The sequence below is a fragment of the Geomonas agri genome (assembly GCF_020179605.1).
Taxonomy (GTDB): Bacteria; Desulfobacterota; Desulfuromonadia; order Geobacterales; family Geobacteraceae; genus Geomonas; species Geomonas agri.
Window position 1 is genome coordinate 737961 of the sequence record NZ_JAINZO010000002.1, and the last position, 17623, is coordinate 755583.

General features: G+C 58.8%; 19 protein-coding genes and 4 tRNA genes. 21 read left to right on the plus strand and 2 right to left on the minus strand.

What is annotated here, in order from left to right; genetic code table 11:
• Positions 1-30 precede the first annotated feature (30 nt).
• From K7R21_RS14730 to K7R21_RS14780, 11 genes are all read left to right on the plus strand, one after another.
• Positions 31-417, plus strand: a complete 387-nt coding sequence (locus tag K7R21_RS14730; protein ID WP_224984046.1) for a hypothetical protein — start codon at positions 31-33, stop codon at positions 415-417.
• Between the two features lie 66 nt (positions 418-483).
• Positions 484-732 (plus strand): hypothetical protein, encoded by a 249-nt coding sequence (locus K7R21_RS14735; RefSeq protein WP_224984047.1) that lies wholly within the window; start codon positions 484-486, stop codon positions 730-732.
• On the plus strand, positions 729-2258 hold the full coding sequence (locus K7R21_RS14740; RefSeq protein WP_224984048.1) for an AAA family ATPase: 1530 nt from the start codon (positions 729-731) through the stop codon (positions 2256-2258). The genes K7R21_RS14735 and K7R21_RS14740 overlap by 4 nt, the downstream gene beginning before the upstream one ends.
• A gap of 72 nt (positions 2259-2330) precedes the next feature.
• On the plus strand, positions 2331-2471 hold the full coding sequence (locus tag K7R21_RS14745) for a hypothetical protein (protein WP_224984049.1): 141 nt from the start codon (positions 2331-2333) through the stop codon (positions 2469-2471).
• Between the two features lie 146 nt (positions 2472-2617).
• A complete protein-coding gene (locus K7R21_RS14750) occupies positions 2618-2806 on the plus strand; it encodes a MerR family transcriptional regulator (RefSeq protein WP_224984050.1) in 189 nt (62 codons plus the stop codon).
• An 86-nt stretch (positions 2807-2892) separates the two neighbouring features.
• Positions 2893-3435, plus strand: coding sequence for a hypothetical protein (locus tag K7R21_RS14755; protein WP_224984051.1), 543 nt, complete (start codon positions 2893-2895; stop codon positions 3433-3435).
• A 209-nt stretch (positions 3436-3644) separates the two neighbouring features.
• Complete coding sequence (locus K7R21_RS14760; protein ID WP_224984052.1) at positions 3645-4802, plus strand: phage major capsid protein; 1158 nt, start codon at positions 3645-3647, stop codon at positions 4800-4802.
• A 336-nt stretch (positions 4803-5138) separates the two neighbouring features.
• A complete protein-coding gene (locus K7R21_RS14765) occupies positions 5139-5459 on the plus strand; it encodes a phage terminase small subunit P27 family (protein WP_224984053.1) in 321 nt (106 codons plus the stop codon).
• A gap of 1 nt (position 5460) precedes the next feature.
• A complete protein-coding gene (locus K7R21_RS14770) occupies positions 5461-5715 on the plus strand; it encodes a hypothetical protein (RefSeq protein ID WP_224984054.1) in 255 nt (84 codons plus the stop codon).
• Positions 5716-6264: 549 nt separating this feature from the next.
• On the plus strand, positions 6265-7422 hold the full coding sequence (locus K7R21_RS14775) for a cytochrome C (RefSeq protein ID WP_318248349.1): 1158 nt from the start codon (positions 6265-6267) through the stop codon (positions 7420-7422).
• A gap of 674 nt (positions 7423-8096) precedes the next feature.
• Positions 8097-8528 (plus strand): FKBP-type peptidyl-prolyl cis-trans isomerase, encoded by a 432-nt coding sequence (locus tag K7R21_RS14780; protein ID WP_224984056.1) that lies wholly within the window; start codon positions 8097-8099, stop codon positions 8526-8528.
• Positions 8529-8601: 73 nt separating this feature from the next.
• Here K7R21_RS14780 and K7R21_RS14785 read toward each other — a convergent pair whose 3' ends face one another.
• Positions 8602-8814 carry a hypothetical protein gene (locus tag K7R21_RS14785; protein WP_224984057.1) on the minus strand — a complete coding sequence of 71 codons (213 nt, stop codon included), beginning with the start codon at positions 8812-8814 and terminating at the stop codon, positions 8602-8604.
• Between the two features lie 221 nt (positions 8815-9035).
• On the opposite strand from K7R21_RS14785, the gene K7R21_RS14790 reads away from it, so the two are divergent.
• The 4 genes from K7R21_RS14790 (at position 9036) to K7R21_RS14805 (ending at position 14565) form a co-directional block, all read left to right on the plus strand.
• Positions 9036-11018 (plus strand): APC family permease, encoded by a 1983-nt coding sequence (locus K7R21_RS14790; protein ID WP_224984058.1) that lies wholly within the window; start codon positions 9036-9038, stop codon positions 11016-11018.
• A 66-nt stretch (positions 11019-11084) separates the two neighbouring features.
• Entirely contained in the window at positions 11085-12656 is a 1572-nt protein-coding gene (locus tag K7R21_RS14795; protein WP_224984059.1) for a DUF4118 domain-containing protein, read from the plus strand.
• Positions 12646-13350 carry a response regulator gene (locus K7R21_RS14800; RefSeq protein WP_224984060.1) on the plus strand — a complete coding sequence of 235 codons (705 nt, stop codon included), beginning with the start codon at positions 12646-12648 and terminating at the stop codon, positions 13348-13350. The genes K7R21_RS14795 and K7R21_RS14800 overlap by 11 nt, the downstream gene beginning before the upstream one ends.
• Before the next feature lie 396 nt (positions 13351-13746).
• A complete protein-coding gene (locus K7R21_RS14805) occupies positions 13747-14565 on the plus strand; it encodes a flagellin N-terminal helical domain-containing protein (RefSeq protein ID WP_224984061.1) in 819 nt (272 codons plus the stop codon).
• A gap of 189 nt (positions 14566-14754) precedes the next feature.
• Here K7R21_RS14805 and thpR read toward each other — a convergent pair whose 3' ends face one another.
• Positions 14755-15291 carry an RNA 2',3'-cyclic phosphodiesterase gene (thpR, locus tag K7R21_RS14810; RefSeq protein ID WP_224984062.1) on the minus strand — a complete coding sequence of 179 codons (537 nt, stop codon included), beginning with the start codon at positions 15289-15291 and terminating at the stop codon, positions 14755-14757.
• Positions 15292-15409: 118 nt separating this feature from the next.
• Here thpR and serS point away from each other — a divergent pair, with 118 nt between their 5' ends.
• The 6 genes from serS to K7R21_RS14840 all read left to right on the plus strand — a co-directional run bounded on the left by serS (position 15410) and on the right by K7R21_RS14840 (position 17605).
• Positions 15410-16678 (plus strand): serine--tRNA ligase, encoded by a 1269-nt coding sequence (gene serS, locus K7R21_RS14815; RefSeq protein ID WP_224984063.1) that lies wholly within the window; start codon positions 15410-15412, stop codon positions 16676-16678.
• A 5-nt stretch (positions 16679-16683) separates the two neighbouring features.
• A tRNA-Ser gene (locus K7R21_RS14820) sits at positions 16684-16769 on the plus strand.
• Positions 16770-16808: 39 nt separating this feature from the next.
• Positions 16809-16901, plus strand: a tRNA-Ser gene (locus K7R21_RS14825).
• Between the two features lie 48 nt (positions 16902-16949).
• Entirely contained in the window at positions 16950-17423 is a 474-nt protein-coding gene (locus K7R21_RS14830) for a DUF2155 domain-containing protein (protein ID WP_224984064.1), read from the plus strand.
• An 8-nt stretch (positions 17424-17431) separates the two neighbouring features.
• Positions 17432-17508 (plus strand) — tRNA-Arg (locus tag K7R21_RS14835).
• 20 nt (positions 17509-17528) lie between these two features.
• Positions 17529-17605 (plus strand) — tRNA-Arg (locus K7R21_RS14840).
• Positions 17606-17623: the final 18 nt, after the last annotated feature.

Here is a 17623-nt window from a genome sequence, read left to right on the forward strand (position 1 = left end):
GCCCATTGGGGGCACAACATGGAGGAGACGATGAAAAGACGCGAAAAACAGGAGACTAGCCCCAACAGCATCCAGAGACAGTACATGTGCTTACAGTTGCAGAAAGCTATTGACCGTTTCGACAAGGTCGTCGCCAAGGCCACAAGCAGCAAAAAAAACTTGGCCTTCCCCTTATTGAACTCTAACAACAACCCACAGGAGGACACGAGAATGAGCAGAGAAGAAATGGACAAGGGCCTGGATCGGATCAGCGAGGGGATTGAGAAACTGGACGCACGAGGCCGCTTGTCTGTGCTTCGGCACCTTGGCAAAGTTTCTGGAATCCTCACTGATGAAGAATGGCCGCCCGAGTTGAAGCAACAGTACCACGAGACCGAAGCGCGGTTAATCGAGCGGGCTCAGAAAGAAGCAGCCTAAAACCAAAACAAAGGCCACGTCGCGAGAAGTCGCCGTGCCGCGCACACGCGTGGAAAAGGAGGACACTTGTACCCTGCAATCAACGACCGAGACATGAAACGAGCGGCAGTAGTTAAAGCTGCCGGCCACCCCGTCACCATCTTCAAACTCTGCAGTCCTCGCTGTACCGCATCATACGAGTCCAGCCCCGCAGTCAGAAAACTCCTTGAGGCCTACGAGTCCGGCCAGGTACTCCCTATCCCCCCGAAGAAGATCATGCAGGCCTATGGCGAACTCATGGGCCAGTGCAAGGACTTGAAACAGGGGGCGTTATGACCTCCACCGCAGACCTCGAGCGGGATCTGCTAACGGCCTTGCTGGCTGAGGGCACCGCCTACGCTAACACCGCAGGCCTTACGCCTGCTGACTTCTGGGAAGATGATCACGGTGAGTTGTTCAAGATCTTGGGCCAGATCCCCGCTGCGCCCGGTGCAGTTCCCCCTGCTTTGATCGGGGCTAACATTCCCAACAAAGGAAAACGGCACCGACTCACGGCCTTGGTAGCAGAGCTTTACCAGGGCGACGTCGCCGCCGTCCTTGTTTCCCAGATAGCCCAAGCCGTGAAATCTGAGGCTCGCAACCGAGAGATAGCGGCAGCGGCCCAGATCTTAGCAAAATCCCCGGGCAACGAGGCGGCCAAGGCGACATTGGCCGCTCTGCTCGAAACGGGATCCGCGTCGCGACCCACAAGGGCGTTGTTTCTTTCTGCCAGTGAATTCCTCCAAGAAGAAGCACATATCGCATACCTCATAGCGGGTTTGATCGAGCGGGACACAACCGGGCAGCTCTTCGGCCCGAGTGGGGGTGGTAAGACTTTTGTTGCGCTGCACCAGGCCCTGGCTGTGGCCACCGGTGGCAACGTCCACGGCCACAGAGCGGAGCGCGGCCTGGTTCTCTACCTTGCAGGGGAAGGGCATGGAGGACTGCGCCGGCGCGTCAAGGCCTATCAAAAGCATCATGGCATTGAGCCTCACTGTCTCGGGCTGTTTCATGTCAGCCGGCAAACAATCTCTTTTGACGGTTCTGGGCTCCCCGCTGCCAAAGCAGAGGCCAAAGCCCTGGCCGACGCCTTCGGAACACCGGTTGCGCTGATCGTGGTGGATACCCTGGCGCGCCACCTGGACGGCGACGAAAACTCTACTTCTGACATGAACCGCTTTGTTGCCGCGGTCGATGATCTCCGTTCGGCCTTCCCCGGCGCTGTCGCCTTGATCGTACACCACAGCGGGCACGGAGAGGAAACCAAGAAACGGGCGCGCGGCTCGTCGGCGCTCAAAGCCGCCATGGACTTTGAAATCTGTTGTGACCGTGGTTTGCTCACCTTTACCAAGATGAAGGACAGCGAGGCGCCCGAGCCGATCCCCTTTAAGCTCCGGCCTGTGCAGATCGGGGCCAGCCAGGACGGCACGCCCCTGGCGTCTTGTGTGGTGGAATTCGGCGAGCGTTCGGAACGGGACAAGGTGGCGTCATTCACGACGATGGAGCGCATTGCCGCCAAGGCCCTTGTTGTAGCTTCGAAGCGCACCAGGACGGACCACAATGGCAAAGCCGCTGCTCTGGTGAGTGACTGGAGGGATGATTTCTACGCCTTACGCCGGACGGATGATCCGGAAGCCAAAACTAATACCCTCAAAAATGCGTTCCTCAGGGCTGAAACCGGCTTGATCGAAAAGAAGTCGATAGCAGCAGACGGACACCTCAGAATCCTGACAGCGTCCCTGCCGTCATACGTCACAACATCGTCACAAAGCGTCACATATGACGTGGAAGAGAAGGCGTCACATCGTCACACACCCTTATAAAGGGTGTGACGATGTGACGGTCTCTTGTGACGGTCCCGGATATATCCAAGACCCCGAGGAGGAACAGCTCACATGGAACTGAAAGACAACCTCCCCCTCCCTGCTAGCGATAAGGATGAGAACTTTATGGCCAACCTACTCGATGCGGTAAAGCGGAAAAGGGAGGAAGCGACAGGCGGCCGGCGAGAGTACCAACCGGAGAAGGACAAGTAGTCTAGGGGGCGGGGGCAGATCCCCTCAGCCCTCGTTTCTGGACACCGCGTGTGTCCCCACGCTCATAAAATATTTCCTGTTTGAATAAATGTTCAAAGATGTTCGAACGTTGGGGAGAAATCAAACGTTGGAGGGGGAAATCAAACATGGGAATCAAACGGCCGGCAATGAACACCAGAAAGACCGCGGAATATCTCGCCTGCAGCACCTCATACGTGTACCGGCTCTTCAATGACGGGGTGCTTGACGGCTTCCGCCTGGGGGGCCGTAAGGGCGTGAGGATCTACGTCGATTCAGCCGAGGCTTTCATCATGGACCACGAAAACGAAAAATAAATTGTCGCTATTCTCCACATTCTCCACAGCGTCGCCGGGCCGAGAAGGCGCTGTGGTACCGTGCTAGTCAAAAGGGGGAATCAAAAATGCTGAATATCAACAAAGCGAAATTGAAGCTCACCGGCCAAGGAGCCGACCCGGTCCACCTGGGAGACTGCATCCGTGCCCTCCAGGCTGAAAACCTGCTGCCGGCGGACAACAACTCACCTATCAACGCAAAAGATTGTGCGGTTCTGCTTATCGGCTGCACCTCTCTGGACCCGGCGAACGCTGCCCAGCACGTTCTTGTGTATGGCGGGCTTCAGGGTGAGCTGGGGCTCTTCGGGATTTCGCTACAGTACATACTCGGCGCCGAACCGTCGCGCATCGCTGTCACCTCCGTGAGGATCTGCCAGGACTTCCCCCTGGCGAGGATCGAGTACGCCGACAGTGACCTTCAGGAATTCACCGCGGTTTCCTTCATCGGCAAAGGGTTGCGCCAGGAAGTGGTGGTCTCCGGCGGCCTGATCGCATCGCTGGCAATGGGGCTGAAGCATGACACGGTGGCCGGCTGGCGGGGCGCGGAATTTCAAAAACAGCTTGAGGAGGTTTGCAATGGCCAGCAAAAAGAGCATCAAGAGCCGGTCTAAAGCAAAATGGGTCTCCGGGCTCAGCAAGGCTAAGTTCGAAGCTTCTAGGAACAGACCCACAGCGGGATGCTGGTGGGAACGTCGAAGGGGGCCCGCCGGGATGGCGGAAAAGGCCGAAGCCAAGCGGCAGCACAAATAGCAGTTATCCCAACTCAAACGGACCATCGGGAGATGGACCTGGCCGTGAACACGGCAAAGGATGGTAAAGCATGTCTTTCGAGGCACTTAACAACGCATTCGAGAAGTTTATCGACAGCAACGACGCAAGGCTCGACAGGATAGAAGCCGGGCTTAACGCAAGGATGGATGAGATCGAAGGCAAAAGGAACAGGCCGGCGGCCGGAGTTTCCAACACCCCCGCGACCGCAGACCAGAAGGCACACAGCGAGGCCTTTAATGCCTTCGCCCGCAGGGGCATCGACAACGGCCTGCTCGACCTGGAGATCAAGGCAGGGATGTCTGTTGGCTCCGACCCGGACGGCGGCTATGCTGTTCCTTCCGAGATCGCCAGCGACATCGAGAAGCTGGAAAAGGATGCCGTCACCATGCGCAGAATCGCCAGGGTGATCAGCATCGGTACGCCGAATTACACGAAGCTGGTGAACAAGGGTGGCACCACGAGCGGCTGGGTCGGCGAGACCCAGGCACGCCCGGAGACGGACACCCCGCAGCTCGCCGCCCTCACTCCGTTCTGGGGGGAGATCTACGCCAACCCCTGTGCAACACAGACCATGCTCGATGATGCCTCCTTCGACGTTGCTTCCATGCTCACCGAGTCCATCTCGGAGGAATTCACGGACCAGGAAAACACCGCCTTCATCAACGGTGACGGCCTTCTGAAACCGAAGGGCCTGCTCTCTTTCCCCGTCGACGCCGCAGCCGACAAGACCCGCGCATTCGGTACGCTGCAGTTCATCAAGACCGGCGATGCCAGCGGCTTTAAGGCGGCCTCCGCCACCGTATCCCCGGCTGATGTCCTGGTGGATCTCGTGTACTCGCTCCGCAAGCCGTACCGGCAGGGCGCCGTCTGGCTGATGAACAGCAACACCCTGGCCGTCGTGTCGAAGTGGAAAGACGCGGTAAACGGTCTGCCGATCTGGCAAAGGGGTCTGATTGAAGGGCAGCCGTCGATGCTCCTGGGCTACCCGGTGGAAGAAGACGAAGCAATGCCGGACATCGCAGCCGGTGCCTTCCCGATTGCCTTCGGCAACTTCAAACGCGGCTTCACCATCGTGGACCGCAAAGGGATCCGGGTGCTGCGGGACCCCTTTACCAACAAGCCGAATGTCCACTTCTATACCACAAAGCGCGTTGGCTCGTTCCTCAATAACTCGCAGTGTATCAAGCTGCTTAAGATCTCGGCGTAAAGCTCGGGTGGGGCGCTCCCTGTACTGGCCCTGGTCCTGACAAGTACAGCAAAGCCGCGGACCCGGGGTCACGGGCAGCGTGGCCACATAAAGGCGGAACCGGAACCCTCCCCGGCTCCGCCTTTTTTACTCCACCGCAGGAGCTTCCTCGACCTGCGCTACGAAAAGAGCATCGAAGGCACCGGCGTCACCGCCCGGCTCTTCTACGACGAGTTCCGCGACAAGACCGGGGACCCCCCACTGGGGGCAAATCCCTGGGGGCCTGGTTCCCATGACCGCGTGTGAGGCCACACTTGCACAAAACCAAGAAACCCTTTCAAAAATTCTGGAGGCCACATGGCAACCAAAACACCGAAGCACCTGAGCAAGGAAGCACAAGACCTGTGGAAGCGGCTGCTCGAGGAGTACGGCATTGAGGACTCACCCGGGCTTCTGATCCTGCAGACCGGTCTCGAAGCATTCGACCGGATGCGGGAGGCGCAGGCCGTCATAGCGAAAGAAGGATTGACAGTGAAGGACCGTTTTGACCAGGCGAAGGCCCACCCCTTAACCACCGTGGAAAGAGACGCCAGAGCGGCAATGCTGGCGGCCCTCAAGGCTTTGAACTTGGATCTCGAACCGCTGCAGGATCGCGCCGGCCGCCCGGCGGGGAGGTAACATGGCGACAAACCGGAAGCGCACCCCGCGCAGCAGAACTGCCCCGGCCATCTCCCCCGAGTGCTTCAACTGGCTTTGCGACGGCAAGTACGACCCGCAGGGCGGCCCCTGGAAAGATCGTTTCTTCCTCATGCATGAAGAGAAGCGCGCGCTATGGTTCGCTCACCGCAACGAGGTGCTCGCCTGGTGGGAGAAGCGTTACCCGGGAACGAAGCCGTTCCTCTGGTGGAAATACGAAGGTGGTACCAATGCCTGACATCAAAACAGGGAGTGTCACCGTTACCGGCTTTTCCGAGGGAAGGGCACAAAAAAAGAAACTGCTGCCGTTGCGCTGGGATATCTGAACGCTCCTCTGCCGATAGAGCAGGTGTTGGCGGCGGCTGCTCATGAATACTGCCATGCGATGCAGTTTGGCCAGAATCGACCAGGAGACTGCACTGAGGCCGATGCTTTCGCCGCTGATGTGGTGCCGGTGTTCCTAGCGTCTGGAATGTCTACGCGATAACACTATTCATACCGTCAAGGGACTAACTTATTCCTGAGGAAAACTATCTAACTATCTGTAAACTAGTCACATCTAAATTAGGTACATTTTTTGCTTAAATAACTTTTATTATCTAAATGCAATAGTGTTGGGCAAGGAGGTGTGGTGAAAAGCGAAAAGATAGCTGTTGCAGCAGGAATTCTTCTGTTCGTTAGCGTACCGGCTTATGCTTTCCACTCCGGCGGCGTCGCCGAGTGCGAAGGTTGCCACACAATGCATGGCTCTTTTGAAGGTCAATCCATATGGGGCCCTATTGTCGGCATGCCCCAGTACGAGACTGGCCCCTACCTGCTGAAAGCCCAGGATCAGTCCGGCTCCTGCTTGAACTGCCATCAAGCAGCCGACACCACCGGTTCCGGCTACCACATCTCCACCGCCAACGTTACCCCCTACGACAGCACCCGCGCCGTTGAAGGCACCCCGGGCGGCGACTTTGCCTGGCTGAAGAAGTCTTTTCCTCTTTCCGGAAGAAATATGATGACCACCATTGATGGCGACCGCAAGGGCCACAACATCATCGCCAGTGACTTTGGCTACACCGCTGACAGGACCCTGACCGCAGCTCCTGGTGGCACCTATCCTGCAGCGAACCTCGCATGCTCCAGCTGCCACGATCCCCACGGCACCTATCGTCGTTTTGCTGACGGCACCCAGGCCCGCACCGGCCTGCCGATCTTCAACTCCGGTTCCTACACCAGCAGCGCCAACCCGATCGCCGGCGTGTCCGCAGTTGGTGTCTACCGCATCCTAGGCGGCGTAGGCTACCAGCCCAAATCCTTGGCCGGCTCCTATGCGTTCGTTGCCCCGGCTCCTGACGCGGTTGCCAAGTCCTCTTACAACGGCGTATCCACCACCGTCGACACTGCCGCCGGCCAGAAAGACCTGGTTGCATACGGCCAGGGTATGTCCGAGTTCTGCGCCAACTGCCACACCGCCATGCTCGAAAACGCTTACACCTCCGGCATGAAAGGCCTGGTCCACCCGGCCGGTAACTCTGCCAAACTGACCGCCCCGATCGCCGCCAACTACAATGCCTATGTAACTTCCGGCGTTATGACCGGCACCATCGGCTACAGCGCCCTCGCACCGTATGAGCTGGGCACCAACGACTACACCACCCTGAAGGCATTCGTGGCCTCTCCGACCGCAGCCACCACCAGCAACAACGTACTGTGCCTCTCCTGCCACCGCGCCCACGCTTCCGGTTTCGAGAGCATGACCCGCTACAGCCTGACCAACGAGTTCATGACGGTTGCCGACGCAACCGGCGCAGCACTGTATGACTCCAGCACCACGGAAAACAAGATCAACTACGGTTTGAGCGTCCAGCAGCAGACCGACGCCTACAACGGCCGTCCTGCCACGGTGTTTGGTCCTTACGCTCGTAACTACTGCAACAAATGCCACGCTAAAGATTAATCTTGAAATTGTTCAAACAAAAAGAGCCGGGAGAGATCCCGGCTCTTACTTTGCTGGTCTAGCCAGTCTCAAGACTTAGGTGACACCTTACAAGTTCCTTCCCTTATCAGATAGTTGGGACTCTAGTTCTCTTTGCTGCAGAAGTGGTCTATGGCACCGCCGCACCTATATCGTACCTATAACTATATGCTTCGCACAAGGCGGGACCGTCAATTGACGCCAGGAGAACGGAAAAACATGATTGATGTATGGGGGGCGGACTTAATGGGCGACGGGAAGGCGCAGCAGGCTATGAGCAGGAAATTTGACCTGCAGCCAGTGGGGACGTAGTGTGCTTTCTATAGAAGGGAAAAGCGGGAATTCCCGCTATTGAAAAACCGGAATTCCGGTTATTGGAGAGGGCGTCGGTATTACTGGACGCCCTTTTCTTTTGCGGTCCGTTCCTCCCCATGTCCTACCCGTGCCAGTTTGCGGTTGAAAATGGTATTTAAAGTTGGTAGGTTAGCGCTATATTCCCCTTTTCTCCAAAAGGGGCCCATGATCGTGGAGTAGGTGGCTAGATTTGAGCGTGGGGTGGCAATAGGGGAGAGAACATAATTATTGATGGAAACGGAGCCTGATGATAGCATCGCATGCTTGATGTAGCAGACTTTGACTTAAGAACAGGAGCAAAGATGAAAAGAGTAATTAGTTTAGCTATTGCGATAGCTATTGCTGTTCCTGGCGTGGCTACGGCCAATGACACCATTGACAACGCAGCAAGAGAAAATGGGGCCATAAAGACAGCGTCCGGAATGGTGTATCAGTCCATCAAGGAGGGGAGCGGTCCCTCCCCTAAGGTATCGAGCATCGTAGGAGTCGACTATCGTGGCACCCTGCCTAATGGTAGGGAATTTGACAGTTCTTACAATAGTAAAATGATCACGAAATTCCCCCTCTCGGCAGTTATCCCCTGTTGGACCGAGGGCGTCCAGATGATGAAGGTCGGAGGTAAAGCCAAGCTTTTCTGTCCACCCGAGCTAGCCTACGGAAGTCGTGGTGCCGGACAGGCAATACCGCCCAATGCTACCCTCATATTTGAGGTTGAACTTCTAAGCGTAGAATAAAAGTAGGGTCAGCTCCTCCCCCATATACCGCCCAAGACGGTGCAATGTTGTTGAAGCTCAAACTATTTGAGGCTTAGCCTCTTTCCTCCAGAAGGGTAGAGGGGAAGGGGCGCAGCACCCACCTGTTCTCTTCGGCCACGAACACCGGCACCTCCCTCCGCCCACAGGAGGGAGGTGCTATTGCGGTCGTGCCAGCCGGAAGACCACACGTGCCAGTCATGGCGTCGTCGGCAAAATCCTCACCGAGATAAAGGCCGTCTTCAGTATTGAAAAGATAGACTTTCATGTTGTCCTCCCCCCTGTTTTCCTGATTTCACAATAGCGCGTCGACCATAAAGGCAGGATCAAAATGGAGTCCGAAGAGGTCACGAAAGTATCAAGACGGCAAATCCGCCATCTTGATGCTTTCGTGATGGGGCTGCCCGCATCTTGACACGCCCTTGATGCGGTAAGGGCTAGCATGGTCCCAGAGCCGGAAAGTAACAAAACGGCAAGGGAGGAAACACCATGCGACAGGAACAGCCCGCGGCAGGGCAAAACCTGGTCAGGCGCTTGGCAACGGCGATTTTCGGAGCACCCAAATATCTGAAGGATCCGTCTCTTTTCCACAAGATGTCCCTGGTACCGGTGCTCGCCTGGGTTGGCTTGGGAGCGGACGGACTTTCCTCGTCCTCCTATGGCCCCGAAGAGGCCTTTCGCGCGCTGGGCAGCCACACCTACCTTGCCATCACGCTCGGCGCTTTCACCGCGCTCACCGTGTTTGTCATCTCCTACGCCTATTCGCGCATCATCGAGCACTTCCCGCACGGCGGCGGCGGGTACATCGTGGCGACGCACATGCTCGGGGAAAATGCCGGCGTGGTATCCGGCAGCGCTCTCCTGGTCGATTACGTCCTAACGATCACCGTATCCATCGCCTCCTGCGTCGATGCGCTGTTCAGCTATATCCCCAAGCCGTACCACGCCTACAAGGTCGAGGTGGCCTGCGTCCTCGCCGTGCTGCTGATCGTCCTCAACATCAGGGGGGTGAAGGAATCCATTGCGGTGATGGCTCCCATCTTCATGGTGTTCGTGGGGACGCACGTGCTCCTTTTGCTGGACGGTATCTTCACCCATACCGACCGCTTCGCGCCGCTTGCCGCCGACTTCCACGCGGGGATTTCGCACGACCTGTCGAGCATCGGGGCCTTCGGCATCATGATGCTCTTCTTGCGCGCCTATTCCCTGGGGGGCGGCACCTACACGGGGATCGAAGCGGTCTCCAACGGTCTCCAGATCATGCGCGAACCACGGGTGCAGACCGGTAAAAGGACCATGATGTACATGGCGGGCTCCCTGGCCTTTACTGCGGGGCTGCTTTTCCTTTGCTACACCCTGATCGGCATCAAGCCGGTGGAGGGGAAGACACTGAACTCGGTTCTGGCGGACGCGCTGTTCGCGGACTGGCCGCTGGGCGGGACCCTCGCCTTCATCACGATCTTTTCGGAAGGGGCCTTGCTGCTGGTAGCGGCTCAAGCCGGATTCGTGGATGGCCCGCGGGTAATGTCCAACATGGCGGTCGATTCCTGGCTGCCACACCGGTTCGCGGCCCTATCGGTGCGGCTCACCATGCGCAACGGCATCGTTCTCATGGGCGTCGCTTCGATCCTGCTGCTCATCTACACCGGCGGCAGCGTCTCCGCCCTGGTGGTCATGTACTCCATCAACGTCTTTCTGACCTTCTCGCTGTCGCAGCTCGGCATGTCGCGCTTCTACATCCAGCGGCGCCAGGAGGACCCGCAGTGGCGGCGTCACCTTTCGGTGCACCTGGTGGGACTCGTCCTCTGCGCTACCATCCTTGCGGTGACCACCGTAGAGAAGTTCACCGAGGGGGGATGGCTTACTCTGTTGATCACGTCGGTGGTGATCGGAATCTGCTACCTGATCAGGGGGCACTACCAGTCGGTACGCAAGGGGATGGAACAACTGGACGAGGCGTTGCTCGATTTCCCAACCACAGGTCCGGTCAACGAAGCGGCCCCTGTGCGTAACGATCCCACCGCGATACAGCTCGTGTCGGTATATTCAGGCTTCGGGGTGCACACGCTGCTGTCGATTCTCACCACCTTTCCCAAGACCTACAAGAACGTGATCTTCGTCTCGGTCGCCGTGATCGACTCGGGCTCCTTCAAGGGGGCAGAGGAACTGGAGGCGCTGGAGAGGTCGGTGCGGCAGGGGCTTGTGAAGTACGTTACGCTGGCGCGAAGGCTCGGCTTTGCTGCCGATTACCGGCTGGCGGTGGCAACCGACGTGGTGGAGAGCGTGGTCGGGATCTGCAGGGAGCTCGGCGAGGAATACCCACGCTGCACCGTCTTCACGGGGCAGCTGACCTTCCGGCTGGAAAAGTTTTACCACCGGATGCTGCACAACGAGACCGCCTTCGCCATCCAGCGCCGCCTGCAGTGGGACGGCCTCACCACGGTGATCCTGCCGATACGGGTAAGCATCTGAGTTCCATCTTGACGGCATTTGCCACAAACCACTTGTAATATTCGAACGTCTTGCTAGATTCGACACATGAGCGTGAACAGGGGGAACTTCACATTAAACTGGGGATCGTTTCGGGAGCGGTTGACCGGCATCCGCGACATGGGTGCCATTGGTTACCTTGCCGCCATAGCCATGGTCGCGGCGGCAACCCTCGTCTGCAACCAGGCCCGCCCCTACCTCTCTCCGGTCAACATGGTCATGGGCTACCTGCTGGTGGTGGTCCTGGCGGCGCTCTTCCTGGGTCGGCGCCCGGCCATGCTCAGCGCCTTTCTCGGCGTGCTCGCCTTCGACTTCTTCTTCGTCCCGCCCCGCTTCTCTTTCAGCGTGGAAGAGAAGGAGTACCTGATGACCTTCTTCGCCCTGTTCACCGTCGGGCTAGTGATCAGTTCGCTGGTGGCCCAGGCGCGGGAACGGCTTGATGCGCTCAAGGTGCGGGAGCGGCAGACGACGAACCTGTACCACCTGAGCCGCGACCTCGCCGCTGCCACCGACACGGGTGCACTGGTGAAAGCCGCGGTTGAGAAAATAGAGCAAAGCATCGGCGGAGAGGTGGCGGTTTTCCTGGCCCGGGAGGGGGAGCTGGAACTCGCGGCGGGGAGCGAAGGCTTCGCTCCGGAGCGGGCCCGGTTGGAGGTTGCGGAGTGGGCCTTGCGCAGCAGGCGCATGGCCGGCGCCGGGACCGACGCCCACGGCAGCGACCCTCTGACGTACGTGCCGCTCAAGGCTTTGCTGGAGACCCACGGGGTTCTGGTTTTGCGGCTCGACGAGGACGACATCCTCCATCCGGAGGAACTGCATCGGCTGCTGAATGCCTACGCCAGTCAGATCGCCATGGCCCTTGAGCGGCTGCGTCTTTTGCGGCAGGCCCAGGAGACGCGCATCCTCAAAGAACGGGAAAACCTCGAGCGCGCCCTGCTCAACTCGATTTCCCACGACCTGCGCACCCCGCTCACCGCCATCACCGGCGCCCTGAGCGCGGTGCTCGAAGAGGGGGATAAACTCAACACGGCCTCGCGCGACGAGCTACTGCAGACCGCACGCGAGGAGGCGGCCCGTCTGAACCGTTTCGTCGGCAACCTGCTGGATATGACCCGCCTGCAAGCCGGCGTGCTGCAACTGAAGAAGGAGCCCTGCGACGTGCAGGACCTCGTCGGGACGGCGCTGGCCACGGTGGAGCCGCGCCTGGCGGGGATCGCGGTGTCGGTGCGGCTGGCTGACGAGCTCCCGCTGGCCTGTCTGGACTTCGTGCTGATGCTCCAGGTCCTGGTGAACCTGCTGGACAACGCCCTGAAACACGCCGCGGCCGGCGGGGAGCTGGAGGTCGCGGCCAGGGTGGTGGGAGAACGGCTGGAGATCGGCGTGGCCGACCGCGGGCCAGGAGTCCCCGAGGCGGATCTCGCGCGCATCTTCGAGAAGTTCTACCGGACCCCGGTTCCGGAGGTGGTCGGGGGAACGGGGCTCGGCCTTTCCATCTGCCGGGGCATCGTCGAGGCGCACGGCGGCTCGATCCGGGCCGAACAGCGGGAGGGGAAGGGATTGCGGATCGTGGTGGAGGTGCCGCTTGGTGTCGCGGCAGAAGGGAGAGCCGATGAAGAGTGAGGAAGCAAAGGCCAATCTGCCGCGGGTACTGGTGATCGACGACGAGGTGGCCATCCAGCGTTTTCTGAAGACGGCGCTCGATACCGGTGACTACTCGGTGCATCTCGCCGACAGCGCCCATACCGGGCTGGCCGCGGCGGTGGCGGTGCGCCCCGATGTCATCCTCATCGACCTGGGGCTCCCCGACCTGGACGGCGTCGAGGTGATCAGGCGCGTGCGCGAGTGGTCCCAGGTCCCCATCATAGTCATTTCGGTGCGCGAGCGCGAGGACGAGAAGGTGCAGGCGCTCGATGCCGGTGCCGACGACTACCTCACCAAGCCTTTCGGCATAGGTGAATTGCTGGCCCGAATCAAGGTGGCACTGAGGCGCTCGCTGCAGCAGGCGCCGCAGCCGGTGTTCCAGTCGGGCGAGCTCCGGGTCGACCTGCCCCACCGCCGAGTGACCGTGGGCGACGAAGAGGTGCAGCTGACTCCGACGGAATACGAACTGCTGCGCATGCTGGTGACCCATGCCGGCAAGGTGCTGACACACAGCCAGATCCTCAGGCAGATCTGGGGCGTCGCCTACCTGGAGCAGCCTCACGTCCTACGGGTCAACATCAGCAACCTCAGGCGCAAGATCGAGTCCGATGCCTCGCGCCCCCGCTACATCCTGACCGAGGCGGGGGTGGGTTACCGGCTCAAGTCGGAGTAGGTTCCCCTTTCGTATATCTCGATGCGGTACCCTCTTCATTATTTTTGACAGCGCTGCTCCGGATGTAAGGAACGGTGCGACGGTTTTTTGACTCTCCCATCAAATCCCCTACCGGGGCAAGCTTCGTGCTGCCCCTTAGCCGCTTACAGAAATTTTTTTTCCCCCCATTTTGCCCCCTGCGACGTTGTTCGGAGCCCACTTAGTAAACCATTGGAATCAGGTTGGTTCTGGTCGGATCTGCCGTGCCCCGGTCAAGCCGTCATCAATGCGTGGGAAGGCCATGGTCGGGCCTCCAGCTCAAAAACGGCACACATGGTGAAATCAGGGTCTCCCTATCGGCCGCAGTACAAAAACCGGCAAGAACGCCGGGACCAAAAACCAGAAGGGGGAAACACCATGTCAACCAGCGATATTTCTTTAACAGCAGGAATGAGGACCAACCTCCTCAATCTCCAACAGACCAGCCAGCTCCTGAACAGGACCCAGCAGAGGCTCTCTTCCGGCAAGCAGGTCAACAGCGCCTTGGACAACCCGACGAACTATTTTGCAGCGCAGAACGCGAACCAGCGCGCCAGCGACCTGTCCGACCGCAAGGACGGCATGTCCGAGGCGGTGCAGACAGTAGGCGCCACCAACGCGGGCATCACGGCCATCACTGGCCTGATCAACGCCGCAAAAGGTATCGCCCAGTCCGCACTCTCCACTAGCGACATCGCGACCAGGTCCAAGCTGGCTACCCAGTACGACACCATCCGGAGCCAGATCGACAACATCTCGTCCGACTCCGGGTACCGTGGTCTGAACCTGCTGAGCTCCACCAACACGCTGACCGTAAACTTCAACGAGGATGCGAGCTCCAGCCTCAACGTCGTCGGCTTCCTGGCAAATGCAACCGGCCTGAGCCTCACCGGCGCCAGCAGCGCATGGGCAACCAACTCGGATATCACTACCGACACGGCCAAGATGGACACCGCGATCTCCACGTTGAGGAGCAACACCCAGACCCTGGCGGCGAACCTGAACATCATCACCACCCGCCAGACCTTTACCGACAACATGATCAGTACGCTGCAAACCGGCGCCGACAACCTGACACTGGCCGATATGAACCAGGAAGGCGCCAACATGCTGATGCTGCAGACTCGCCAGAGCTTGGGTACCACCTCGCTCTCGATGTCTTCGCAGGCAGCACAATCCGTCCTCAAACTCTTCTAAAAACCTCAGCCCGGCCCGGAGGGTTCTCCTCTCCGGGCCGATCCTTACCCCCGCGCGTCCGCACTGGTGACCGGCTGACCGGCATCGGCGTCCACTAGCCCAATCCAATCCGACAAAAAATTGACCACGGCCTTGCCGGGCCAACGCTAACCAGCGTTACAGCTCGAAGCTTGCGTTACTCGCGCTGTTTCAGGTGCAGCGGTAGATTTCTTCCTTGCGGTGAATAGCTCCCTTGGGGGTCAGGACGCTGGAGAAGAGGATGAATTCTTCTGCGGTGAAGGGGGGGAAGCTGAGGGTGCGGTGGGAGGCTTCGAAACGCGCCACCTCGGCGGTGGCGTTTTCCTTGATGCGGGCCAGGGTTATGTGCGGTGAGAACCCGCGCTCCTCGGGGGGGATGCCGGCACCGGTGACGGCGGATTCTATCTGCTGTTGCAGGGCGATCAGCGGCCGGGACTCCTCCATCCCGACCCAGAGCACCCTGGGGTGACCGTGCGGTGGGAAGTGTCCCACTCCGCGCAGGGTGAGCGAAAAAGCGGTGAAGCCTACGGCAGCGAGGTTTTTTTTCAGCGCGGCGCCGGTCTGCGGCATGACGTCCCCCAAAAAGCGAAGGGTCAGATGAACTTGGCCGGGAGGGACCCAGCGCAGGCTGGGAATTTCGACGGTGAACGAGGACAGAGTGGCCTTGATAGCGTCTGGCAATTCGATGGCTACGAACAGTCTAGCCATGGTTTAGCTCCTGTTAGCTCCTGTACCGGTATTGCGTGCGCTTAAAAAAAGAGTTGACTAAGCCAAATTTGAATGTTATACAGTATAGCTTTGGTGATCTGAAAGTAAAGGCACACTCATGCTTGACGCTAGATACTTACGCGAAAACCTGGAGACTGTAGAAGCTCGGTTGAAGACCAGGGGCGAGGGAGTCAATATCGCCCGCTTCAAGGAGCTTGACGGTAGTCGTCGCGAGCTGCTCCAGCAGAGCGAGACGCTGAAAGCGTTGCGCAACAAGGTCACCGAAGAGATCGCCCGCTTGAAGGATAAGAGCCAGGCGGACGACAAGAAAGCGCAGATGCGCGAGGTCTCCCAGCAAATCAAGGGGATCGACGAGCAGCTGAAGGGCGTGGAAGAGGAACTGCAGGCGTTCCTCCTCACCGTACCCAACATCCCGAACGATACCACCCCGGTGGGCAAGTCCGAAGAGGACAACGTCGTGGTGCGCCTGGAAGGCGAGATCCCTTCCTACTCGTTCGAGCCGAAACCGCACTGGGAGATCGGCGAGAACCTGGGTATCCTCGACTTCGAACGTGGCGCCAAGCTTACCGGCGCGCGCTTTACTCTGTACAAGGGGCTCGGCGCGAGGCTGGAAAGGGCGCTGATCAACTTCATGCTCGACCTCCATACCGGTGAGCATAAATATATTGAAATGCTGCCGCCCTTTATGGTAAACAGGGACAGCATGACCGGTACGGGCCAGCTGCCCAAGTTCGAGGAAGATCTCTTCCACCTGGAAGGGGTCGATTTTTTTCTCATCCCGACGGCCGAGGTTCCGGTAACCAACATACATCGCGGCGAGATCCTCAAAGGGTCGGACCTGCCGATTTCGTACTGTGCCTACACCCCCTGCTTCCGCAAGGAGGCCGGTTCTTACGGCAAGGACACGCGCGGCCTGATCAGGCAGCACCAGTTCAACAAGGTCGAGCTGGTCAAGTTCACCACCCCCGAGCAATCCTACCAGGAGCTGCAGAAGCTACTCGGCAACGCCGAAGAGGTGCTGCGCAGGTTGCAGATACCTTACCGGGTCGTTGAGCTTTGCACTGGTGACATAGGTTTTTCGGCCGCCAAGACCTTCGATATCGAGGTCTGGTTGCCGGGTCAGAACTGCTACCGGGAGATTTCCTCCTGCAGCTGTTTTGAAGATTTTCAGGCGCGTCGGGCCGGAATCCGTTTCCGCCCGGACGAGAAGGCAAAGCCGGAATTTGTCCACACGCTGAACGGCTCGGGCCTCGCAGTCGGAAGGACCGTGGTTGCCGTGCTGGAGAACTACCAGCAGGCGGACGGTTCGGTGCTGATCCCCGAGGTGCTCAGGCCCTACATGGGCGGAGCCGAGCGTATCAGCTAGGCTTTGGAGGAATGGCCGAGTGGTTGAAGGCGGCGGTCTTGAAAACCGTTGAACGAAAGTTCCGTGGGTTCGAATCCTACTTCCTCCGCCATTGATTTAGCGCAGTACCAATAGCAGTAGAGGTTGAAACGGAGAGCTGGCCGAGTAGGTCGAAGGCGCACGCCTGCTAAGCGTGTATACTGGGAAACCGGTATCGAGGGTTCGAATCCCTCGCTCTCCGCCACTTTTTTGCAGTACGCAGTAAGGGGTTCTTGCAGCGCCGGAGGTTGTGGTGAAGCGGTTGATGAAACTGACAGTTTTGTCTCTCATCGCCATAGGGTTCGCAGCAGGGTGCAACGGGAAGGAAAAAACAGAGCAGGCGGCAGCCCAACCGAGGGTGGCCAAGGCTCTCTCCACGGTAGTGGTACCGGACCAGGTAAAAGGCAAGTGGAAGGCGGTTCAGATTGAGGTCGCCGACAAGAATGCCCACCTGAAGAAGGTGTACACCTTGGACATAGGTTCCGATTTCAAGCTTCCCGGATCGGACCTGACACTCAAGGTGGAAACGTTTCTACCGCATTTCGTGATGGAAGGCACCACTCTTACTTCCCAGTCCAACGACTTGGTCAATCCCGCCGCACAGCTGGTGATCCGGGAGCAGGGGAAGGAGATTTACAAGGGGTGGTTGTTTTCGCTCTACCCGACCACTCATGCGTTTCAGCATCCGCAGTACGGTTTCACACTGGTCGACTACAAGGCCAGTTGATATAGCAAGCGCTCGTAGCTCAGCTGGATAGAGCAACGGACTACGAATCCGTAGGTCGGGAGTTCGAATCTCTCCGAGCGCGCCATTAACGCAGCACCGCAGTTTGCGCCCGTAGCTCAGCTGGATAGAGCACAAGACTACGAATCTTGGGGCCAGGAGTTCGAATCTCTTCGGGCGCGCCATCATGAAAAAGACCGAGG

Bases quoted from the DNA above. Each gene is read 5' to 3' on its own strand.
- K7R21_RS14775 (WP_318248349.1), top strand. From the start codon at position 6,265: ATGCCCCAGTACGAGACTGGCCCCTACCTGCTGAAAGCCCAGGATCAG.
- thpR (WP_224984062.1), bottom strand. From the start codon at position 15,291: ATGGCTAGACTGTTCGTAGCCATCGAATTGCCAGACGCTATCAAGGCC.
- K7R21_RS14755 (WP_224984051.1), top strand. From the start codon at position 2,893: ATGCTGAATATCAACAAAGCGAAATTGAAGCTCACCGGCCAAGGAGCC.
- K7R21_RS14745 (WP_224984049.1), top strand. From the start codon at position 2,331: ATGGAACTGAAAGACAACCTCCCCCTCCCTGCTAGCGATAAGGATGAG.
- serS (WP_224984063.1), top strand. From the start codon at position 15,410: ATGCTTGACGCTAGATACTTACGCGAAAACCTGGAGACTGTAGAAGCT.
- K7R21_RS14750 (WP_224984050.1), top strand. From the start codon at position 2,618: ATGGGAATCAAACGGCCGGCAATGAACACCAGAAAGACCGCGGAATAT.
- K7R21_RS14740 (WP_224984048.1), top strand. From the start codon at position 729: ATGACCTCCACCGCAGACCTCGAGCGGGATCTGCTAACGGCCTTGCTG.
- K7R21_RS14785 (WP_224984057.1), bottom strand. From the start codon at position 8,814: ATGAAAGTCTATCTTTTCAATACTGAAGACGGCCTTTATCTCGGTGAG.
- K7R21_RS14805 (WP_224984061.1), top strand. From the start codon at position 13,747: ATGTCAACCAGCGATATTTCTTTAACAGCAGGAATGAGGACCAACCTC.
- K7R21_RS14765 (WP_224984053.1), top strand. From the start codon at position 5,139: ATGGCAACCAAAACACCGAAGCACCTGAGCAAGGAAGCACAAGACCTG.
- K7R21_RS14790 (WP_224984058.1), top strand. From the start codon at position 9,036: ATGCGACAGGAACAGCCCGCGGCAGGGCAAAACCTGGTCAGGCGCTTG.
- K7R21_RS14795 (WP_224984059.1), top strand. From the start codon at position 11,085: ATGAGCGTGAACAGGGGGAACTTCACATTAAACTGGGGATCGTTTCGG.
- K7R21_RS14800 (WP_224984060.1), top strand. From the start codon at position 12,646: ATGAAGAGTGAGGAAGCAAAGGCCAATCTGCCGCGGGTACTGGTGATC.
- K7R21_RS14780 (WP_224984056.1), top strand. From the start codon at position 8,097: ATGAAAAGAGTAATTAGTTTAGCTATTGCGATAGCTATTGCTGTTCCT.
- K7R21_RS14730 (WP_224984046.1), top strand. From the start codon at position 31: ATGAAAAGACGCGAAAAACAGGAGACTAGCCCCAACAGCATCCAGAGA.
- K7R21_RS14760 (WP_224984052.1), top strand. From the start codon at position 3,645: ATGTCTTTCGAGGCACTTAACAACGCATTCGAGAAGTTTATCGACAGC.
- K7R21_RS14770 (WP_224984054.1), top strand. From the start codon at position 5,461: ATGGCGACAAACCGGAAGCGCACCCCGCGCAGCAGAACTGCCCCGGCC.